The 20588-nt window shown below is 45.5% G+C and carries 21 protein-coding genes and 1 pseudogene; 8 read left to right on the forward strand and 14 right to left on the reverse strand.

Annotation, left to right across the window (positions count from 1 at the left end; all coding sequences use genetic code 11):
* The first annotated feature begins 63 nt into the window (after window positions 1–63).
* On the forward strand, window positions 64–1605 hold the full coding sequence (gene lcfB, locus BLL41_RS00800) for a long-chain-fatty-acid--CoA ligase LcfB (RefSeq protein WP_071576437.1): 1542 nt from the start codon (window positions 64–66) through the stop codon (window positions 1603–1605).
* Between the two features lie 38 nt (window positions 1606–1643).
* Here the strand turns inward: lcfB and BLL41_RS00805 are convergent, their stop codons facing one another.
* Window positions 1644–2039, reverse strand: coding sequence for a YhfM domain-containing protein (locus BLL41_RS00805; RefSeq protein ID WP_071576438.1), 396 nt, complete (start codon window positions 2037–2039; stop codon window positions 1644–1646).
* A 148-nt stretch (window positions 2040–2187) separates the two neighbouring features.
* Here BLL41_RS00805 and BLL41_RS00810 point away from each other — a divergent pair, with 148 nt between their 5' ends.
* Window positions 2188–3465, forward strand: coding sequence for a M48 family metallopeptidase (locus BLL41_RS00810; RefSeq protein WP_071576439.1), 1278 nt, complete (start codon window positions 2188–2190; stop codon window positions 3463–3465).
* Between the two features lie 53 nt (window positions 3466–3518).
* On the opposite strand, the gene aprE is transcribed toward BLL41_RS00810, so the two are convergent.
* On the reverse strand, window positions 3519–4664 hold the full coding sequence (aprE, locus tag BLL41_RS00815) for a subtilisin AprE (protein ID WP_071576440.1): 1146 nt from the start codon (window positions 4662–4664) through the stop codon (window positions 3519–3521).
* Between the two features lie 440 nt (window positions 4665–5104).
* On the opposite strand from aprE, the gene BLL41_RS00820 reads away from it, so the two are divergent.
* The 3 genes from BLL41_RS00820 (at window position 5105) to BLL41_RS00830 (ending at window position 7806) form a co-directional block, all read left to right on the forward strand.
* Window positions 5105–5554 carry a GNAT family N-acetyltransferase gene (locus tag BLL41_RS00820; protein WP_071576441.1) on the forward strand — a complete coding sequence of 150 codons (450 nt, stop codon included), beginning with the start codon at window positions 5105–5107 and terminating at the stop codon, window positions 5552–5554.
* A gap of 71 nt (window positions 5555–5625) precedes the next feature.
* On the forward strand, window positions 5626–6618 hold the full coding sequence (locus BLL41_RS00825; RefSeq protein ID WP_071576442.1) for an NADPH:quinone oxidoreductase family protein: 993 nt from the start codon (window positions 5626–5628) through the stop codon (window positions 6616–6618).
* 216 nt (window positions 6619–6834) lie between these two features.
* A complete protein-coding gene (locus BLL41_RS00830; RefSeq protein WP_071576443.1) occupies window positions 6835–7806 on the forward strand; it encodes an ABC transporter substrate-binding protein in 972 nt (323 codons plus the stop codon).
* Window positions 7807–7838: 32 nt separating this feature from the next.
* On the opposite strand, the gene phoE is transcribed toward BLL41_RS00830, so the two are convergent.
* From phoE to BLL41_RS00860, 7 genes and pseudogenes are all read right to left on the reverse strand, one after another.
* Window positions 7839–8420 (reverse strand): phosphatase PhoE, encoded by a 582-nt coding sequence (phoE, locus tag BLL41_RS00835; RefSeq protein ID WP_071576444.1) that lies wholly within the window; start codon window positions 8418–8420, stop codon window positions 7839–7841.
* Window positions 8421–8490: 70 nt separating this feature from the next.
* Window positions 8491–9585, reverse strand: coding sequence for an acetyl-CoA C-acyltransferase (locus BLL41_RS00840; RefSeq protein ID WP_071576445.1), 1095 nt, complete (start codon window positions 9583–9585; stop codon window positions 8491–8493).
* Window positions 9586–11019, reverse strand: a complete 1434-nt coding sequence (locus tag BLL41_RS00845; protein WP_071576446.1) for an acyl-CoA synthetase — start codon at window positions 11017–11019, stop codon at window positions 9586–9588.
* Window positions 11020–11025: 6 nt separating this feature from the next.
* Complete coding sequence (locus tag BLL41_RS00850) at window positions 11026–11586, reverse strand: biotin transporter BioY (protein WP_083427890.1); 561 nt, start codon at window positions 11584–11586, stop codon at window positions 11026–11028.
* Between the two features lie 134 nt (window positions 11587–11720).
* Window positions 11721–12236 (reverse strand): methyl-accepting chemotaxis protein, encoded by a 516-nt coding sequence (locus BLL41_RS23250; protein WP_326255844.1) that lies wholly within the window; start codon window positions 12234–12236, stop codon window positions 11721–11723.
* 240 nt (window positions 12237–12476) lie between these two features.
* Window positions 12477–13103 (reverse strand): annotated as a pseudogene (locus tag BLL41_RS23255) (protoglobin domain-containing protein); the annotation flags it as partial.
* A gap of 54 nt (window positions 13104–13157) precedes the next feature.
* Entirely contained in the window at window positions 13158–14687 is a 1530-nt protein-coding gene (locus BLL41_RS00860; RefSeq protein ID WP_071576448.1) for an FAD-dependent oxidoreductase, read from the reverse strand.
* Window positions 14688–14798: 111 nt separating this feature from the next.
* Here BLL41_RS00860 and BLL41_RS00865 point away from each other — a divergent pair, with 111 nt between their 5' ends.
* Complete coding sequence (locus BLL41_RS00865; protein ID WP_069149317.1) at window positions 14799–15656, forward strand: SDR family oxidoreductase; 858 nt, start codon at window positions 14799–14801, stop codon at window positions 15654–15656.
* Between the two features lie 26 nt (window positions 15657–15682).
* Here the strand turns inward: BLL41_RS00865 and BLL41_RS00870 are convergent, their stop codons facing one another.
* The gene (locus BLL41_RS00870) at window positions 15683–15916 is read right to left on the reverse strand and encodes an IDEAL domain-containing protein (protein WP_003233142.1); all 234 of its coding nucleotides are present in this window, start codon (window positions 15914–15916) and stop codon (window positions 15683–15685) included.
* A 292-nt stretch (window positions 15917–16208) separates the two neighbouring features.
* On the opposite strand from BLL41_RS00870, the gene comK reads away from it, so the two are divergent.
* Window positions 16209–16787, forward strand: coding sequence for a competence transcription factor ComK (gene comK / locus BLL41_RS00875; RefSeq protein WP_014663442.1), 579 nt, complete (start codon window positions 16209–16211; stop codon window positions 16785–16787).
* 44 nt (window positions 16788–16831) lie between these two features.
* On the opposite strand, the gene BLL41_RS00880 is transcribed toward comK, so the two are convergent.
* Window positions 16832–17731 (reverse strand): SDR family oxidoreductase, encoded by a 900-nt coding sequence (locus tag BLL41_RS00880; RefSeq protein WP_071576449.1) that lies wholly within the window; start codon window positions 17729–17731, stop codon window positions 16832–16834.
* Between the two features lie 216 nt (window positions 17732–17947).
* Between BLL41_RS00880 and BLL41_RS00885 the strand changes: the two genes are divergently transcribed.
* A complete protein-coding gene (locus tag BLL41_RS00885) occupies window positions 17948–18217 on the forward strand; it encodes an excalibur calcium-binding domain-containing protein (protein ID WP_024571730.1) in 270 nt (89 codons plus the stop codon).
* A gap of 43 nt (window positions 18218–18260) precedes the next feature.
* Here the strand turns inward: BLL41_RS00885 and BLL41_RS00890 are convergent, their stop codons facing one another.
* The 3 genes from BLL41_RS00890 to BLL41_RS00900 all read right to left on the reverse strand — a co-directional run bounded on the left by BLL41_RS00890 (window position 18261) and on the right by BLL41_RS00900 (window position 20500).
* Complete coding sequence (locus BLL41_RS00890) at window positions 18261–19730, reverse strand: sodium:solute symporter family protein (protein WP_071576450.1); 1470 nt, start codon at window positions 19728–19730, stop codon at window positions 18261–18263.
* Complete coding sequence (locus BLL41_RS00895; RefSeq protein ID WP_071576451.1) at window positions 19727–19927, reverse strand: DUF3311 domain-containing protein; 201 nt, start codon at window positions 19925–19927, stop codon at window positions 19727–19729. The genes BLL41_RS00890 and BLL41_RS00895 overlap by 4 nt, the downstream gene beginning before the upstream one ends.
* A 210-nt stretch (window positions 19928–20137) precedes the next feature.
* Complete coding sequence (locus tag BLL41_RS00900) at window positions 20138–20500, reverse strand: YhjD family protein (protein ID WP_071576452.1); 363 nt, start codon at window positions 20498–20500, stop codon at window positions 20138–20140.
* Between the last annotated feature and the right edge of the window lie 88 nt (window positions 20501–20588).

A 20588-nucleotide genomic window follows, 5' to 3' on the forward strand; every position in this document is an offset into this window, starting at 1 on the left:
AATGGAGGAGAAAGCTTGGCTTCAATAATGAATGACTATTCATTCACTTTAAGGGGTGGGAGAATGAATCTTGTTTCAAAACTGGAAGAAACAGCATCTGAGAAGCCCGACAGCATCGCATGCAGGTTTAAGGATCACATGATGACGTATCAAGAGCTGAATGAACAAATTCAGCGATTTGCGGACGGCCTTCAGGAAGCCGGTATGGAGAAAGGGGACCATCTAGCTTTGCTTCTTGGCAATTCGCCTGATTTTATCATCGCGTTTTTTGGTGCTTTAAAAGCTGGGATCGTGGTCGTTCCCATCAATCCGTTGTACACGCCGACAGAAATTGGTTATATGCTGACAAATGGCGATGTAAAGGCGATCGTGGGCGTTAGCCAGCTTTTGCCGCTTTATGAGAGCATGCATGAATCGCTGCCAAAGGTTGAGCTCGTCATTTTATGCCAGACGGGTGAGTCCGAGCCGGAAACCGCGGACCCAGAGGTCAGGATGAAAATGACAACGTTTGCAAAAATATTGCGGCCGACATCTGCCGCTAAACAAAACCAAGAACTTGTCCCTGATGATACCGCCGTTATTTTATATACGTCAGGAACGACTGGAAAACCGAAAGGCGCGATGCTGACTCATCAGAATTTGTACAGCAATGCCAACGATGTCGCAGGCTATTTGGGAATGGATGAGAAGGACAATGTGGTCTGTGCTCTTCCCATGTTTCACGTGTTTTGTTTAACTGTCTGCATGAATGCACCGCTGATGAGCGGCGCAACTGTCTTGATTGAGCCTCAATTCAGTCCGGCATCTGTTTTTAAACTTGTTAAGCAGCAGCAGGCGACCATTTTTGCCGGTGTTCCTACGATGTATAATTACTTGTTTCAGCATGAGTATGGGAAGAAAGATGATTTTTCTTCCATCCGGCTTTGCATTTCGGGGGGAGCGGCCATGCCAGTCGCATTGCTGACGGCGTTTGAAGAAAAATTCGGCGTTACCATTTTGGAAGGCTACGGGCTCTCGGAAGCATCACCTGTCACATGCTTTAACCCGTTTGACAGGGGCAGAAAGCCGGGCTCCATCGGGACAAGTATCTTACATGTCGAAAACAAGGTCGTAGATCCGCTCGGACGCGAGCTGCCCGCTCACCAGGTCGGCGAATTGATCGTGAAAGGACCGAATGTGATGAAGGGCTACTATAAAATGCCGATGGAAACAGAGCATGCGTTAAAAGATGGTTGGCTTTATACGGGGGACTTGGCAAGACGGGATGAGGACGGCTATTTCTACATTGTTGACCGGAAAAAAGACATGATCATTGTAGGAGGATACAATGTGTATCCGCGGGAAGTGGAGGAGGTGCTGTACAGACACCCGGACGTCAAGGAGGCCGTTGTCATCGGCGTGCCGGACGCCCAAAGCGGGGAAGCGGTAAAGGGGTATGTGGTACCGAAACGTTCTGGGATAACAGAAGAGGACATCATGCAGCACTGTGAAAAGCATCTGGCAAAATACAAGCGGCCTGCCGCCATTACGTTTCTTGACGACATTCCGAAAAATGCGACGGGGAAAATGCTCAGACGGGCGCTAAGAGATATTTTGCCCCAATAAAATGAAAAAGCGAAGCAGCTAGCTTCGCTTTTTCATTTTCAATCCTTTGCTTCTTTTTTCATAATGTTTAGCAGCGCCTTTGTATCGTTTTTGCTTAATTTGTAGTATGTGCCATCCTTCAAAAATACGGCTTGCTGGCTACCGTCAATCCATAGCCTGAATGAGTCGTACCGGTCTTTATGAAACTTGATTGTCCCTTCGTAATCAGGGGCTGATGTTTTTTCTGTCTTCACCTGTTTTCCCTGATTCATAATGTCCAGCATATCTTTGACGTGCTGCCTTTTTTCAATCTCAATATCTTTCTGGCCGCTTGAAGACAGTGTGATCAAATCCGCGTCTACCGATTGATACACATCGCCTGACCGGCTGTAAAGATAGAAAAATGCAATAAACACAAGACCGATTACCACGATGGCTGCCACTATTTTTTTCATTTGCATCACTCCAAACATTGTTAGTTTTCCCAGCGATCGGGCTTTCCATGCTTAAAAGGATGGAAAAGTGCGGAACACAGCTTGGTTCTAAGAATTTGAATTTATGATTACAATAGAAGTAACGGGTTGATGTGAGGAGTGAGGTGTTATGCGCAAATGGATTGCGGCAGCAGGGCTTGCTTACGTGCTGTACGGGCTGTTTTTTTATTGGTATTTTTTCCTGTCCGGTGATTCCGCAATACCGGAAGCCGTGAAAGGGACGCAGGCTGATCCGGCTTCTTTCATGAAGCCGTCTGATTTGGCGGTGGCCGAACAGTATTCAAATATCAAGAATTTTTTATTTTTTATCGGGGTACCTCTTGATTGGTTTCTGTTTTTTGTTCTGTTGGTCAGCGGCGTTTCAAAGAAAATCAAGAAATGGATGGAAGCGGCCGTGCCTTTTCGGTTTTTGCAGATCGTTGGTTTTGTATTTGTACTTTCGCTGATTACCACATTGGTGACGCTGCCTTTAGATTGGATAGGCTATCAAGTGTCACTTGACTACAACATTTCCACACAGACAACGGCCAGCTGGGCTAAGGATCAGGTTATCAGCTTTTGGATCAGTTTTCCAATCTTTGCACTTTGTGTTCTCGTGTTTTATTGGCTGATCAAAAGGCATGAAAAAAAATGGTGGTTATATGCCTGGCTGTTAACAGTGCCGTTTTCGCTGTTTCTGTTTTTTATTCAGCCGGTCATTATCGATCCTTTATACAATGATTTTTATCCGCTGAAAAATAAAGAGCTTGAAAGCAAAATTTTAGAGCTGGCAGAAGAAGCCAATATTCCGGCTGATCATGTATATGAAGTGAACATGTCGGAAAAAACAAATGCGCTGAATGCCTATGTTACGGGAATTGGGGCCAATAAACGGATAGTATTGTGGGATACGACGCTGAACAAACTTGACGATTCAGAGATTCTGTTTATAATGGGCCACGAAATGGGCCATTATGTCATGAAGCACGTGTACATCGGTCTGGCTGGCTATTTGCTCGTGTCGCTCGCCGGATTTTATGTCATTGATAAGCTATACAAGCGGGCGGTGCGCCTAACCCGCAGCATGTTTCATTTAGAAGGGCGGCATGATCTTGCGGCACTTCCGCTGTTATTGCTTTTGTTTTCTGTTTTGAGCTTTGTGATTACGCCTTTTTCTAATGCTGTCTCGCGATATCAGGAGAATAAGGCTGACCAGTATGGGATCGAGTTGACAGAGAACAGAGAAGCCGCTGTTAAAACGTTTCAGGATTTGGCCGTGACGGGACTTAGCCAGGTTGATCCTCCGGTGCTTGTGAAGATTTTCAGAGGCAGCCATCCTTCGATCATGGAACGGATTCAACATGCTGAGCAAGAAGAGAAAACGCCGGAACATCCTGCCACAGAATAGGATAATGGCAAATAAAAAGAAGCAGGTATGGAGGAACCTGCTTCTTTTTGATATTATTGTGCAGCTGCTTCTACATTGATTAACCCTTTTCCATAGTAGAAAGAGCTTCCAAGGTATGTTGCAGTGCTTTCTAAACGATCACGGACTTGCGCGTTTGTCCAAGTCGGGTGCTTAGAAAGAATTAGCGCTGCTGCTCCGGCAACGTGAGGAGTCGCCATGGACGTTCCGTTATAAGCGCCGTAAGTGCCTCCAGGAAGTGTGCTTTGGATGGAAACGCCAGGAGCCATTACATCAAGCTCAGAACCTACGCTGGAGAATGAAGCTCTTTGGTTGCTGCTGTTTACAGCACCTACAGCAATAGTAGAAGGATATTTTGCAGGGTAGCCGACTGTGCTTGAGCTTCCGGATGTACCTTCGTTTCCGGCTGCGGCAGCAACGACGATACCGCTGGAAACCGCTTTATCAACTACTGTTTTCAGCGCTGTAGAACCAGTAGGTCCGCCAAGGCTCATGTTGATAACATCCATATTGTTGGAAATGGCCCACTCAATACCGTTAATAATCCAGCTGTATTGGCCGCTTCCTGTTGAATCAAGAACTTTGACTGCATATAATGATGCGCTTGGCGCTACGCCCAGAACACCGATTGAGTTATTAAGAGCGGCAATCGTACCGGCAACATGCGTACCGTGAGAACTGCCGTCCTGGTATGGGTTTGTTTCAGAAGGTACGAAGCTTGCTCCGCCTCTGACGTTTAAGTCAGGATGAGAAGAGTCAATTCCGCTGTCGATAACAGCTACTTTTACGTTAGAGCCTGTGTAGCCTTGAGAGTGAAGAGCCGGCGCTTTAATTTGAGAAATGCCATAAGGAACAGATTGCGCATATTCATGTGCAATATGATCTTCTTCCACATATGCAACGCTCGGATCTTTTTTTAATTCTTTTACAGCTTTTTCATCCAATGTTGCTGCGGCTGCGTTAACATACTTAAATTGCTTTTGAACCTTTCCGCCTTTTTCAGAAATAACATCCTTTTTCTTGGCGGTACTCATAGCACTCATTGTCTGTTTAAATCCGACAATGTATTTCTTTTCTGTACTGCTTTTTCCGGCAGCCTGCGCAGACATGTTGCTGAACGCCATCGTAAAGATTAACGTTAACGCAAACAACAAGCTGATCCACAATTTTTTGCTTCTCACTCTTTACCCTCTCCTTTTAAAAAAATTCAGAGTAGACTTACTAAAAAGACTATTCTGTGAATTTATTGTAATAGATGGAATAATATTTTAGTAGACCCATTTTTTTGAGATGATTTTATCTCTATTTAGGTATATCATCTCTCGCTATTTCCGTAGAGACTCGAAATAACTATTTTCATACAGAAAAGAACGAAAATAGACATGAGTAAATGTTCATTATGCTGAAATGTCATGCTTTTTCAGGTTAAATGCTCCTGAGTCCCGGCAAATTCCTGTCGAAAAAATTCGTTCAAATGACCTGCATATGCTTCCGTGAGAACAATGGATATTATCGTGATATTTTTTCAATGCATGATGATAAAAGTATTCTGAAAAATAAACTTTACAGAAAATTTGATTAGGGATAGAATGAAAAAATTATTGAGAGAGGAAGAACTGAGATGAACATTCGCCAAGCAAAGATATCAGATGCGGCAGCCATCGCGCCGCTGTTTAACCAATATCGGGAATTTTATAGACAGGCATCGGATTTGCAAGGGGCGGAGGCTTTTTTGAAAGCGCGTTTGAAAAATCACGAGTCTATTATTTTGATAGCAGAAGAAAATGGAGAGCCCATAGGCTTTTCCCAGCTCTATCCAGCGTTTTCTTCTGTGTCAATGAAAAGAATCTACATATTAAATGACTTATTTGTTGCTCCTCATGCGCGTACAAAGGGAACCGGCGGCCAGTTGCTTTCGGCCGCAAAGGATTATGCAGCGGAAAACGGGGCAAAAAGTTTAATGCTTCAGACTGAGCACCACAACCGGAAGGCAAGAAGCTTGTATGAGCAAAACGGCTATGAAGAGGATACCGCATTTGTCCACTATCATCTCAATGTGCCGGCGAAGTGAAAATGGCGGCTTGATGATTTGGTTTTTGGAACGTTCTTCGGTTACGATATAAATGAAAAGGAGTGTGCCGAATGTCAACGTTATTTCAAGCATTGCAGGCAGAAAAAAGTGCCAATGATGTTTCAGTCCAAGTGAAAACCATATCAACAGAGGATTTGCCGAAGGATGGTGTCCTGATTAAAGTTGCTTATTCCGGTATTAATTACAAAGATGGTCTGGCCGGAAAAGCAGGAGGCAATATCGTCAGAGAGTATCCGCTTATTTTAGGCATTGATGCTGCGGGTACGGTCGTCTCCTCCAATGATCCGCGTTTTGCAGAGGGGGATGAGGTGATCGCGACAAGCTATGAGCTCGGTGTCTCCCGTGATGGCGGATTAAGTGAATACGCTTCGGTGCCCGGTGACTGGCTGGTGCCTTTGCCACAGAATCTTTCGTTAAAAGAAGCGATGGTGTACGGAACGGCGGGCTTTACTGCGGCGTTATCAGTGCACCGGCTTGAACAGAACGGTCTGTCTCCGGAAAAAGGCAGTGTGCTTGTCACAGGAGCAACCGGCGGTGTCGGCGGAATTGCGGTATCGATGCTGAACAAGCGGGGCTATGATGTGGTGGCAAGCACCGGAAACCGGGATGCGGCTGATTATTTGAATCGGCTCGGTGCAAGCGAAGTAATCAGCAGAGAAGATGTCTATGACGGAACGCTTAAGGCGCTGTCCAAGCAGCAATGGCAGGGAGCGGTTGACCCAGTCGGCGGAAAACAGCTTGCTTCGCTTTTAAGCAAAATTCAATATGGCGGAGCTGTCGCGGTGAGCGGCTTAACCGGCGGAGGAGAAGTTCCTGCAACGGTGTATCCTTTTATTCTTCGCGGAGTAAGCCTGCTCGGAATCGATTCAGTCTACTGTCCGATGGACGTCAGAGCCGCTGTTTGGGAGCGCATGGCTTCTGATCTCAAGCCTGATCAGCTGCTGACCATCGTGGACAGGGAAGTATCATTGGCAGAAACGCCTGGTGCGTTAAAAGATATTTTGCAAAATCGCATTCAAGGAAGAGTGATTGTGAAGCTTTAACGGGATCAGCTTGCAGAGAATGTTATTTTTCTGCAAGCTTTTTTGTGGACAGGATGATCAGCTGCTGAACTGCTGTGTCGCGAAACAAGATTTTCCTGTAAGCGGGACTTTCTCTTCTCATTTTAAAAATAATTGGTGATAATGATTCTCATTCCGTGTTATACTACTCTTGGACATCTTAACCATAGAAACTACCAACAGGAGAGACTGGAACCTATGAAAAAAACACTGATTATTCTTACAGTTTTACTTCTTTCTGTCTTAACGGCTGCTTGCTCGTCTTCAAGCGGCAATCAAAACAGCAAAGGACATAAAGTAGCAATAACACATGATTTAGGAAAGACGAATGTGCCTGAGCATCCGAAGCGGGTTGTTGTTCTTGAGCTTGGTTTTATCGACACGCTGCTTGATCTCGGCATTACGCCTGTCGGGGTTGCTGATGACAATAAAGCGAAACAGCTGATCAACAAGGATGTGCTGAAGAAAATTGACGGCTACACATCTGTCGGCACTCGCTCACAGCCAAGCATGGAAAAAATCGCTTCATTAAAACCCGATTTAATTATTGCTGACACGACCCGGCATAAAAAGGTGTACGAACAGCTGAAACAAATCGCGCCGACGATTGCGCTTAATAATTTAAATGCTGATTATCAGGATACAATTGACGCTTCCCTTACGATTGCAAAAGCAGTCGGCAAGGAGAAGGAAATGGAGAAAAAACTGACGGCGCATGAAGAAAAGCTTAGCGAGACAAAGCAGAAAATCAGCGCGAACAGCCAGTCCGTGCTTTTGATCGGAAATACAAATGATACGATTATGGCTAGGGATGAAAACTTCTTTACATCAAGACTTTTAACACAGGTCGGCTATCGATATGCAATCAGTACGTCAGGTAATAGCGATTCAAGCAATGGCGGCGACTCCGTGAACATGAAAATGACACTTGAGCAACTCCTGAAAACAGATCCGGATGTGATCATCCTGATGACAGGAAAAACAGATGACCTCGACGCCGACGGTAAACGCCCGATCGAAAAGAATATTCTCTGGAAAAAGCTGAAGGCAGTGAAAAACGGGCATGTGTACCACGTGGACCGTGCAGTATGGTCTCTGCGCCGCAGTGTAGACGGGGCGAATGCCATTTTGGACGAGCTTCAGAAAGAGATGCCGGCTGATATGAAATGAGAAGAAAAGACAGGCTGACGCCTGTCTTTTTCTTATTTGATAAAGCCGGATAAGTGGCTGTTGATATTATAGTCTTTTATCTGCCATTTTTCTTCTGCAAATTCAATGTTGCTGAGGCAGGCGTTGACGAGGCGCGTGCTTTGAAGCTCCGGGTCACCGCCGGATATTTCCGTCAGCAGTGCGTGAATTGCCGCACCGTGCGCCACGATCAGCACCTTCTGGTTTGGATACGCCTGGTTCACTTTTGCCAAACCGCCCATCAGCCTGTCAGTGAGTTCTTCTAAGGTTTCCATATTCGGATAGATTTTATCTGGATAGCGCTTTGTCCGTTCCTCCAGCGGCATGCCCTCCGCGTCGCCGTAATCGCGTTCCTTAAAATCTTCCATCTCGACAATCGGAAGTTGCAGATATTCATTAATAATTTCCGCGGTTCTTTTCGCTCTTTTCAGCGGGCTCGTCACGATAATATCCCAAGAAAAGTCCTTTACATATTCTCCGGTTTCTCTTGCTTGGCGTTCACCTGTTGCGTTTAGCGGAATATCGGTTTTGCCTTGGCATTTTTGCTGCAGGTTCCAATCGGTTTCTCCATGTCTTACTAAGCAAACGGCTGTCATAAAATCCCCTTCCTGACTTTATTCATATCGCTATTATACTAAATCGAAAGCGTGCATCCTATGAAAAAGCCTATGCAAGAACTTCAAATAATAAAGCCAGCCCGATTCCGCCGCCGCTTCCGATGGCTGCAACAGCATATTGACAGTCTGTCCGTCTTTTCGCTTCATAAAACAATCTGGTTACCAGAGCTGCACCTGATGCACCGTATGGATGGCCAAGAGCTAATGCGCCGCCGCGCACATTGATTTTTGAAAAGGGAATGCCGAGTTCTTGCGAGCAGACACAAATTTTGACGGCAAAGGCTTCATTGATTTCAAATAAATCGATATCATCAGGTGTTACATCGTGTGTATGTAAGAGCTTACGGATCGCATCAACCGGTGCCGCGGGCGGATAGTTGGGGTGAATCCCGCTGACTGCGCTGCCGATAAACCGGAGCACAGGCTTAAGTCCTAGGGCTGCCGCTTTTTCTTCTTCCATTACTAAAAGAGCGGCTGATCCGTCTGCTATGCCGCTGCTGTTGGCTGCTGTGACTGTTCCAGATCTGGTGTCGAAAACCGGTTTTGCGCGGGGAATAATCGCTTTTATCGGACGTGTTTTCAAAAATGCTTCGTCAGTCTCCAATTCCCCGAGAGGAACAATTTCTTCACGGAAAAATCCTCCATCATGCGCGTTCCTGCTGCGTTGATGGCTGAGAAGCGCGTACTCATCCTGCATGCTTCTGCTGATGGAATAACGTGCCGCCGTATATTCTGCTGCAATGCCCATGTCGGGATCGCCAATCGTATCTGGAGAAAAGCGGGCCCGTTCTGAAAAAGGGGATTGGCTGCTGCTTTCTGAGCCGCCCGCGATATACATCGTGCCGGCTCCCGCTTGAATGAGGCTGCAGGCATAGCGTACAGCTTCAAGGCCTGAGCCGCACTGTCTGTCAATTGTCATCCCGGGAACTGATAGAGGCAGTCCGGCTTGAAGGGCTGACAGTCTGGCGAGGTTGCCGCCTCTGCCGGTAGCGTTTCCGAGAATGACCTCGTCAATTTGATCCTCCAGCTTTCGGCTGAGACAGCGGATGATGGGAGCCGCCAAATCCTCCGGCAGGAAGGGCTTCAGCAGTCCGTTTTGTTTTCCAAAGATCGTTCGTTTTGCATCAACAATAACCGCATTCATTTATACTACACTTTTTTCCAGCCATTTCTTCACGCTGGAACGGGCGATTTTTCCGCTGCTCGTTTCGGGCAAGCTGTCTGCAAACACCCATTTTTTCGGGATTTTATAGGAGGTTAATTTCTGTTTGCACCAGGCTTTCAGCTTTCTGGCATCAGTGTTTCCCTGAATGACAGCTACAGCGATTTCCCCCCAATACTCGTCCGGCATTCCAACGACAGCCGCGTTTTCAACCTCTGGACAGGAGAGTAGCACACGTTCAACTTCTTCGGGGAAAATATTTAACCCTCCGTACACGATCATCCCGTTTTCTCTTCCTGATATGTATAGAAAGCCCTCCTCATCAACGTAGCCCATATCATCCACTGTCATCCATTCATCAGGTGTGCTGCCGTTCACATAGCCGGAAAAGCGCATCGGGCTTTTGACAAATATTTTTCCGATTTCCCCTGGCTGGCAGCGTTCTCCTTCAGCGCCGCGGATTTCGATTCGGACATTATGAAAAGGGCGGCCCGCTGAATGCGGCTTCCGTTTGCTGTCTTCCGGTGAAGAAAACGTCACAAAACTAAGCTCTGATGTGCCGTAAAAATCGTATAGCTTGAGATGAGGCCATATAGCGGCAAGCTTCTTCTTGGATTCTGCCGGCCAGTCTGCACCGGATGAAATGATTTTGACGGGACTGTTGGGAAAACCCTCAATCCTTGTGAGGGCGTCTGTCATCGTCGGTACGGTATAGAGAACACTGATGGATTCACGGCTCAGCCATTCCTTCGCTTTGGCAGGAGAAAACTTTTTCAGCAAACAAACGGTTCCTCCGAGAAACAAAGTGCTGACTGCCCCGTATAAGAAGTGTGAGGACATTAACGTCCCAGGAATCAATACCGTGTCATTTGATGAAATCGAAAAATCTGTTTCTGTACAGGAAAAGCTCTCTATCCATGAGCGCTGAGACCGCGTAAAGGCCTTTGGTTTTCCAGTCGATCCTGACGTAAATCCCATGTAAAAGGGGTGCTCCGGGTCAATGATAGGTAGGGGAGCATCGGATTCTTCAGAAATATTTTCCATACAGTTATCCAGCAAAACAACTGGTGTCTTGCTATGTATCAGTTTGTTTTTAAAAAAGGCTGAAGTAACCACTAGATCCGCATCGCTTATGGACAGCCTCTCCATACATTCAGCCGGACTCCAGCGTGTGTCTAGGGGAATGGCCGTACATCCAGCCGCTGCGGCTCCGGCAAACAGCTGTAAAAACGCCACACTATTTGGGAGCAGGAATGCCACACGATTCGGCATGCTCGGCTGTGACCGCAGCCAATTTGCGGTTTGGGAAACAAGCCGATCCCAATCTCGGTACGTGATTTGCTCCGATTCAGTTTGAATCGCTACACGGCAGGGTGATGCTTCAGCAGTAGATGAATAGGTATGAGTAATTGTCATGAAGTGTCAGCCTCCTTTCGTAAACATTGTATCAGAAAGGGACAAGGCTTGAGTGATTTTTATCGCCAGAAATGCTGATACAGCCGCTTTTATCAAATCACCGGGCACATATGCAAGGCTCATGAAGGCAGCCTGTGACAAATCAATATGCATAATAAAAGCTTGTACCGGTATACCAAGCAGATAAATAAAGATGATGCCGAATGCGATATGAGTGAAAAAGAGACGGAAAACTGTCACCTTTCGCAGTCTGTTAGCAGCTAAACTGATCAGCCATGAAGCGAGGGGATAAGCAATCAAAAAGCCTGCGCTCGGTCCGAAAAACACACCAAAACCGCCTCGTCCGCCAGGCAATAGCGGCGCTCCGAAGGCGACGAGCAGCAAAAAGACAAGCAGGCTTAAGAAAGCAGACTTTGGCCTGAGGATGCTGCCTGCCAGCATGACACCAAGCGTTTGCAATGTAATCGGAACGGGTGTAAAGGATAAGAAGAGAGGGGGTATAAAGCCGAGCACTGCGATCAGTGCGGTGAAAATAGCAATATGCATCATGTCGATTAATTTCAGCATGTGAAATCCTCCAAACAGTAATCAAATATGGTTATACAATAAATGCAGGCAATTATTATGTCAACTTATTTTTAAATTAAGTTTACATAATGAGCGCAGAAAAACCGGTCGTATGGCAGACCGGTTTTTGATGGTTATTCTTCTGTCAGGATGACAAGCGAATCAACGGAAGCGGCCACATGGGAAACGGCGCGGCTGACTTCCTGAAGCCCTCCAAGAAAGGCCTGCAGATCGACGTCGATTTTGCCTGATTGCTCTTTGCTGATTTTCATGCTGTGAACGATTTCATCGAATAAGCGGTTAATTTGCGTCATTTTTTCTTTACTTTCGCTGACTAGCTCATTCACATCTTTGATATGTTTCGATACAATGTTGATTTGTGTATTCGTATTGTTCACAAGTTCAGACACAGTAGAGACGGTTTTTTTTGTGTCCTCAGAAAGCTTCCGCACTTCATTTGCCACGACAGCAAAGCCTTTTCCGTGTTCTCCGGCGCGGGCGGATTCAATAGAAGCATTGAGCGAGAGAAGGTTTGTTTGTTCAGCTATGCCTGTGACGATGCCGAAGATTTTTTCAATTTGCTGCGCGATTTCATCCAGCTTGACCATTTCTTTTTCGATTTGGACAAGGCTTGTGTCAATTTTGTTCATCTGTTTTTGCTGAACTTCTAGCTCTTTTTTCCCGCCGATCGACTTTTCTTCAACAGTGCTGGATGTCACCGTGCCGGCTTTGGATGCTTGAGAAATGCCTTCAGATTTGTCCACAAGCTCTTGAACGGATCTGCTTGTTTCTGAAAACAGATTGGCAATCGATCCAGAGGTTTCTTGAATTTTCTGATGAAGAAGGTTTTTCTTTTCTTCTTGTTCATCACGGGTCTGGTTGTACTCGCTTTGAAATGCTTCAAGGACAAGCTGCTGTTCTAAGTTCAAGATTTTTGTTGTCGCTTTAATGGCTTTCAGCAGTTCTTGCTGATTTGTAATGGATGCTTCGTAAATGTCAATCATTGACAAAAGGAGTTCTTGAAACGCGCCCATATACCATTTTGGCAAAAGGCCGATTCTTAAATGGATGGAGGCGATTCGGTTTCGCTTTTCAATGAATTCATCATCGATAACGCCTGCAAACATTTCCTGAATATGCCGTTTTAACGTTTGTTTTAAACGGTCAACTGAGCTGTGATCATTAATGATATCCATCAATGAGCTTTCATGGTCAAGGTTTTTATAAAATGCATCGACGATGTATACGATATTTTCTTGAATTAATGGCTGAAGCTGCTCTAACACGTAAAGCTCAGCATCTCCTAACCTGACCATTTTGAGCTGTTTTTTGACATCTTCATGTTTGTTTGTGAGCTGGATGCGGTTTTTTTGCTGTCCGTTTGAATCTGAAAAGTAAGCTGTTTCTTGTTTCCTGTCTCTTTTAAATAACAATACAATGATCCCCCTTGGGAAAAATATAATTTTTACTTTTTGGCTTTTTAAGCCTTTTTCTTTTTTATCGGCCAAGGGAAACATGAATGAAGCTGCAGATGAAAAATATTTGAAAAACCGTTCATTAAAATGAACGGTTTAATCGAGATCTATTTGCTTTAATGGTTTAATGGCCGGACCCTCTACAACTTCGCCAGAAGGCTTAAAGCGTGATCCGTGACACGGACAATCCCACGTATGCTCGCTGTCGTTCCACTCGACCTCGCAGCCTAAATGGGTACAGGTTGTATCAACGAGATGGAGGCAGCCTGTCTCATCCCGAAATGCGCCCGCCCGCCTGCCGTTTATGGTGACGGCTTTCCCTTCTCCTGGCGCAATGTCTTCAAATTGGACATCAGGCTTTTCAAGCTTTCCTTTAATCAAATGCTTGGCGACATCGGCATTGTAGGAAATCACTTTCTGCAAACCGGGATTCAGATGGAACCGGGACGGTGTGAAAATGCTTTTGTAAGGATTATCTTTTTTCTGTACAAGGTCCGATAATAAAGTGGCTGCGACACCCGATGACGTCATGCCCCATTTTTTGAACCCGGTCGCTACTAGAATATTGTCCTCATTTTCCGACATCGGCCCGATAAACGGGATTTTGTCGATCGTCACTAGATCTTGGGTGGACCAATAATATGGAATGCTTTCGATGCCGATGGTGCTTTCGGCCAGTTGTCTCAGTGTTTCATAATGTGTAGACATGTCTTTTCCCTGGCCTGTTTTATGGCTTACTCCGCTGAAGAGAATCAGCTTTTCACCGTTTACAACCGTATAGCGAAGGGCTACTGACGGCTGATCGATACTTAAATACATGCCCTCGGGATACTCGATCTTCGGCTTGATGGCGAGGACATAAGATCTGTCAGAGTACATTCTCGCAGCATATAATCCGCCTCCGTCATAAAAAGGGAAGTGGGAACAGCATATGATAAAGCGGCTCTTAATGGCGTGCCGGCTTTTTGTTATCACTTCGGGCCTTTCGCCTTTTTTGATATCAAGCGCAACGGTCTCTTCATAAATTCGGCCGCCTTTTTGAACAATTTGCTCCAGAAGCGCTTTTAAGTATTGAAGCGGATGAAATTGAGCTTGATTCTTCATGACAAGCGCCAGCTTAGAACCTAAGGGAATTGGAAGATCCTTGATAAGGTCTCTTTCAATTCCGAGTTTTGTGTATGCCTCATGCTCAGTGCGGATTTTTTGAACAGCGTTTTCATTTGCTGTGTAAAGATATGCATCTTGCTCGATCCATTCACAGTCAATTTGATGTTCATCCACAATCCCTTTTATGTAATCAATTGCATTTTGGTTTGCTTCATAATAAAGCCTCGCATGGTTTAATCCGAAATTGCGGATAAATTCGTCGAATATCATGTCATGCTGTGCGGTAACTTTAGCAGTTGTATGGGCAGTGGTTCCGTTGAGAACCTGATTCGCTTCAATCAAGACAACACGGAAGCCTCTCTTCGTAAGTTCATATGCCGTTGTAATTCCTGTAATCCCGCCTCCGATAATGGTGACGTCACATTCAGTGTCCTCTTGAAGCGCAGGAAAAGAAGGCAGGTCAGTTGATGTTTTCCAGTATGTTTCAGGTGCTTCCTTTGCAAAATGTTGATTAGCCAAGCCGTTATACCTCCAATCAGATTTATTCTTAATTTTTCCATATTCTATCTTTTCATACATAGGAAGCAGGCATTGTTCATAACATAATAAGGTTGAAAAGGAGTGATTTCATTGGCGAATCAAAAAAAGAAAACATTACCGCCTCAGCACCAGAACCAGCAGCCTGGTTTTGAATATCTGATGGACCCGCGTCCGGTTTTTGATAAGCCGAAGAAAGCGAAAAAATTAGAGGGCAAAACCGCTATTATTACTGGAGGAGACAGCGGAATTGGACGCGCTGTATCGGTGTTATTTGCAAAAGAAGGGGCTAATGTGGTCATTGTGTATTTGAATGAACATCAGGACGCCGAGGAAACAAAGCAGTATGTAGAAAAGGAAGGGGTAAAATGCCTGCTGATTGCAGGAGATGTCGGGGATGAAGCGTTTTGCAATGATGTGGTCGGGCAGGCAAGCCAAGCGTTTCCGTCTATTGATATATTGGTTAACAATGCAGCTGAGCAGCATGTCCAACCCAGCATTGAAAAAATCACCAGCCATCAGCTGCTCAGAACCTTCCAAACAAACATTTTTTCCATGTTTTACTTAACAAAGGCAGTGCTGCCTCATTTAAAAAAAGGGAGCTCTATCATTAATACCGCTTCAATTACCGCCTATAAAGGCAATAAAACGCTGATCGATTATTCAGCGACAAAAGGAGCGATCGTTACGTTTACAAGATCCCTTTCCCAGTCGCTTGTTCAGCAGGGCATACGGGTCAATGCGGTGGCACCGGGTCCCATTTGGACACCGCTTATCCCGGCCAGCTTTGCCGCAAAAGACGTGGAAGTGTTTGGTTCAGACGTGCCGATGGAGCGCCCGGGACAGCCGGTCGAAGTGGCGCCAAGCTATTTATACCTAGCCAGCGACGATTCCACATACGTCACAGGACAGACGATTCACGTCAATGGCGGAACCATTGTGAACGGATAATAAAAAGCCAATCCTTAAGGATTGGCTTATTCGCTCTGCTTGAGCGCTGCATATTCTTTAGAGAGCGTAAGAAACGCATCTTTATCTTTTTCGTCCAAGGCTTTGTTAATTTGGTCCGTCAGCATGGCAAGCCGACGGTTATACAAGGATTCATCGAGCACCATTTGAATGTAGATATCCGTCATTGTGACATCGAATTCTTTTGTTTTTTGCGTGTTGCGGGACTTCATGAGCTCAGTGTACGATTTTTTCTCTTTCATAAAGAATCCCCCCAATGCCTTTTTTATAGTATATGGATAACGATCGAAAAAATCAATAAATTTTTATAATTTTTAGACAACTAATACTTGGCAATCTATCGACATATCCTGCAAAATGCCGTAAACCGTCAAGCCTTATCAAAGTAAAATCGGTTTATTACTAGTTATTTAGTACCAATAAATATCATTAAAAGATGATTTTATCTTAATTGTTAAAAAAACCTGTCGTTTTATAAAAACAGATGATAGATTATTAGTATAAATTTTGCAGAAAAAGGATGGAGGCCAAAATATGAGTCAGAAAACAGATGCACCTTTAGAATCGTATGAAGTGAACGGCGCAACAATTGCCGTGCTGCCAGAAGAAATAGACGGCAAAATCTGTTCCAAAATTATTGAAAAAGATTGTGTGTTTTATGTCAGCATGAAGCCGCTGCAAATTGTCGACAGAAGCTGCCGGTTTTTTGGATCAAGCTATGCGGGAAGAAAAGCAGGAACTTATGAAGTGACAAAAATTTCACACAAACCGCCAATCATGGTGGACCCTTCGAACCAAATCTTTTTATTCCCTACACTTTCTTCGACAAGACCCCAATGCGGCTGGATTTCCCATGTGCATGTAAAAGAATTCAAAGCGACTGAATTCGACGATACGGAAGTGACGTTTTCGAATGGGAAAACGATGGAGCTGCCGATTTCCTATAATTCGTTCGAGAACCAGGTATACCGAACAGCGTGGCTCAGAACCAAATTCCAAGACAGAATCGACCACCGCGTGCCGAAAAGGCAGGAATTTATGCTGTACCCGAAGGAAGAGCGGACGAAGATGATTTATGATTTTATTTTGCGTGAGCTCGGGGAGCGGTATTAGAAAATAGAAAGGAGCTGACCCATAGGGCAGCTCCTTTCATAAAGCTATGCCGTCGGAATTCCTCCGGTGATGCCATATACCTGAGATGTTACATAGCTTGAATTCTCTGAAGCTAGAAATACATAAATATCCGCCAATTCCGCTGGCTGCCCAGCGCGATTTAATGGAGCTGGCGGCGTGCCTTGTCCGAATTTCGGGATGTTTTCCGTCGGCTGTCCGCCGGAAATTTGCAGCGGTGTCCAAATGGGTCCGGGCGCAACTGAATTTACTCTGATGCCTTTGGAAGCAAGCTGTTTTCCCAGTCCGACGGTAAAGCCGATAATGGCGTTTTTCGTTGCTGCGTAATCTAACAGCATCGGGCTTGGATTGTAGCCTTCAACTGAGGTAGTTGTGATAATTGAAGCTCCCTCCGGCAAATACGGAAGCGCCGCTTTTACAACCCAGTAAAGGGAGAAGACGTTTACTTCAAATGTTTTATAGATTTGTTCAGTGGGCAGATCTTCGATGTTTTCGACTGCTTGCTGTTTGCCTGCAACCAGCGCCAGCACATCTAGTCCTCCGAGCTCCTGCTGCGCCTGTTTGACCAGATCATGGCAAAAGGATTCGTCACTCAAGTCTCCGGGGATCAGCACTGCTTTTCGACCTTCTGCTTCTATCAGTTCTTTTACCTCTTCAGCATCAGGCTGTTCCGCGGGCAAGTAGTTAATGGCCACGTCGGCGCCTTCCCTGGCGTAAGCGATCGCGGCAGCGCGGCCGATGCCGGAATCGCCGCCGGTGACAAGCGCTTTTCGGCCGATTAGTTTACCTGAACCCTTGTAGCTTTTTTCTCCGCAATCAGGGACAGGCTTCATGTTCTTTTGCAGGCCTGGCGGTTCTTGATATTGTTCGGGAAATTCATCATGAAAAAATGCTTTTATAGGATTCGTAAGATTTGAATCAGACATCATCAACGCTCCTTTTCTGTTTGGTGTACATTCGTATGTGTACCCCTGAGCATACGCAGAAAAACATGTTTTGGCAGTTTGAACACTGGAGGACCACAGAAAACAAGAAAAACAAACTCTTCTTCCATATTTATCTTGTCAAATAAGACTATATGAATTATGATAAATTCGAGCTATAAATCAACTAAATATTGGGTTCTGGGGGAGTGAATCGTCATGAAAAAAGCGGCGGCGGTTTTGCTGTCACTCGGTCTCGTTTTCGGTTTTTCATACGGAGCTGACCATGTGGCGGAAGCCAAAACAAAGGTGAAGGTCTATAAGAACTGCAAGGAGCTAAACAAAGTATACAAAGGCGGGGTGGCCCGCACATCGAAGGTGAAAAACAAAGGCGGAAAAACGAAGTACAAGCCTTACGTCTCTAAGGCGCTTTATGATGCCAATAAAAAGAAAGACCGCGATAAAGATCTTATCGCCTGTGAACGGTAAATAAGAAAAAGCAATCTGATGTCCAGATTGCTTTTTCTATTGCTTAAGCCGCCTGATCGGCCGCAGCGCTTTTCGCCTTCCTTGTTATAAGGCTGACTGCCATCATGACCGTGATATTCAAAAGCAGGGCGACGATGCCGACATTCAAGTCTTTTGCGGCTTGCGGCAGCGTCGGAAATAAAGTGCCGATCGTCGTTTCTGTCATTGTAATATAAGTAACTGCTCCGACACCTGCAATAATGCCGGCGAAGGCTCCCTGCTTCGTTACCATATTATGCTTGAACAGGCTGAACAAAAGGGCGGGGAATAGCTGTGTGACAAGGCTGTAGCCCATCAAAAGCAGCGTAACGATGGTATTCCCGCCTTTGAAGGTAAAATACACCGCAATCACCGCGATCACCGGCACTAAAAACTTAGCAAGCGCCGATACTTGCTGTTCTGTCGTACGGGGCGCGATTACCTTGTACACATTTTTTGCAAACAGCGTGGAGGCGGACATTAAGATCATAGAGCCTGGCACAAGTGCTGTCAGCAGTCCGGCAGCACCGATAATTCCGACAAACCAAGGGTCAAATGTTTGCAGGGACAGTCTCAAAAGTGATAGATCCCCGTCTGCGCCTTTCAGATCTGGAACTTGCAGGATTGCCGCGAAGCCGACGAAAAGGACGAAGAGCAGGACCAGCTGGTACAAAGGCATGATGATGGCGTTTTTACGAAACACTTTTGGGTTTTCAGCTGAATACGAAGCGGAAAACGTGTGAGGCCACATGTAAAAACCCAGCGCTGTCAAGAGTACGGTTGAACTGAACCACGCCGCACTTTGTCCCGATTCGGGCAGCGTAAGAAAGTCAGGCTTTGCCGTTTCAATCTGCTGAAACATGTCTTGAAATCCGCCGTAGTAATGAATTGGCAAATACACACCTAAAAACAGAACGACAACCAGAATCATGATGTCCTTCACAACCGATATCCAGGCAGACCCGTGAATGCCGGAAACCATAACATAAACCGTGATGGAAATGGCGCCGATCCAGATGGCGGCGGTTGGCGTGATTTTGCCGTACGAGGTTTCCGATACTATCAGCCCGAGACCTTTCAGCTGCAGCACAAGATAGGGAATGAGCGCGGCGATGCCGACCAGTGAAACGAGAATGCCAAGCAGCGGACTGTTGTATTTTTTTGTGAAAAAATCAGACTGCGACATCAGTTTATGCTGTTTCGCGTACGTCCAAACTGCCGGAAGAAGCCAGTAAGAAAGGATGTAGGCCAGGCATCCGTAGGCGATGATATAAAAGGCTGGACCGCCCTTTCCGTAGGCCCAGCCGCTGCCGCCGAGAAACGTAAAAGTAGTATAAATTTCGCCTGCCATCAAAAGGAAGACGAACACAGTTCCAAAGCCCCGTCCTCCGACCGTCCACTGCTCCAGGTTCATGTCTTTTCCTTTTTGGGCGCGTATACCGAGAAAAATACTTAAGAGCAGGACGCCGAAAATGATGATGAGAGCTGCGTTCATTCTGCTTCCTCCTTTTTATTTTCCTTGTCGAGGACATATACAATTGCCATCAGCGCAGAGGTCAAAATAGCCCACATCACAATATAGGCAAGAATAAACGGCATGCCGAACACATAGGGGGTCACTTTATTTGCAAAAGGGATGCCGAGTAAGATTCCGATAAAGGGCAACGCGGCGAGAATGTGAATCAGTTTCATAAAATCCTCCTTCTAATTAGGATTGGGGGTGTACAAGCCCGACCGTACTGAAAATGATGTCGTCGATATGGCAGCACATGTCATTTTTCGGGGGTGAAAGGCTGTGGTTCGAATTATAAATAAATTTATTTTGTTTGTATAGTGTGAATTGTCTGAAATTAATGCTCGGGATCGCCCCGAAGAGGGAACGGGCAATATGATTCAAAAGGCTCAGGTCCTGTCCGGGGCAAATAGATAGTATGTTAATAATTCGCTGACCTGCTCACGGATTCGTGGATTAAAATAGCGGTGCTTCTCTTCATAACCGTCGATGACAAATACATAGAGCGTAAAGGCCTCATCGCGTTCCATCTCGCGGATCGCAATTTTCCTTTTCCTCAGTTCTTTTCTAACCTCTATCAAATCCTTTTGTGCTATTTTTAATGATTCGCTGATAAGCTGTTTATAAGGATGCTTCAATTTTAAGGTGCTTTCTTCAATTCCGGCGAGATCACGGTTAAAAATTGTAATGGCCATGGGCAAAAAGAGAGCCCGTTCAATTAAATCGTATATTTCCTCCTGCAGATTCGGCATGTTGACTCCTTCTTTCTAAGGGAACGTTTGTTCTATTGTATTCTATATCGGCTGGTGAAATGTTTCAAGACAGAAAAAATCACCAAAA

Source organism: Bacillus sp. FMQ74 (assembly GCF_001875785.1).
In the GTDB taxonomy this organism is placed as follows: domain Bacteria; phylum Bacillota; class Bacilli; order Bacillales; family Bacillaceae; genus Bacillus; species Bacillus stercoris.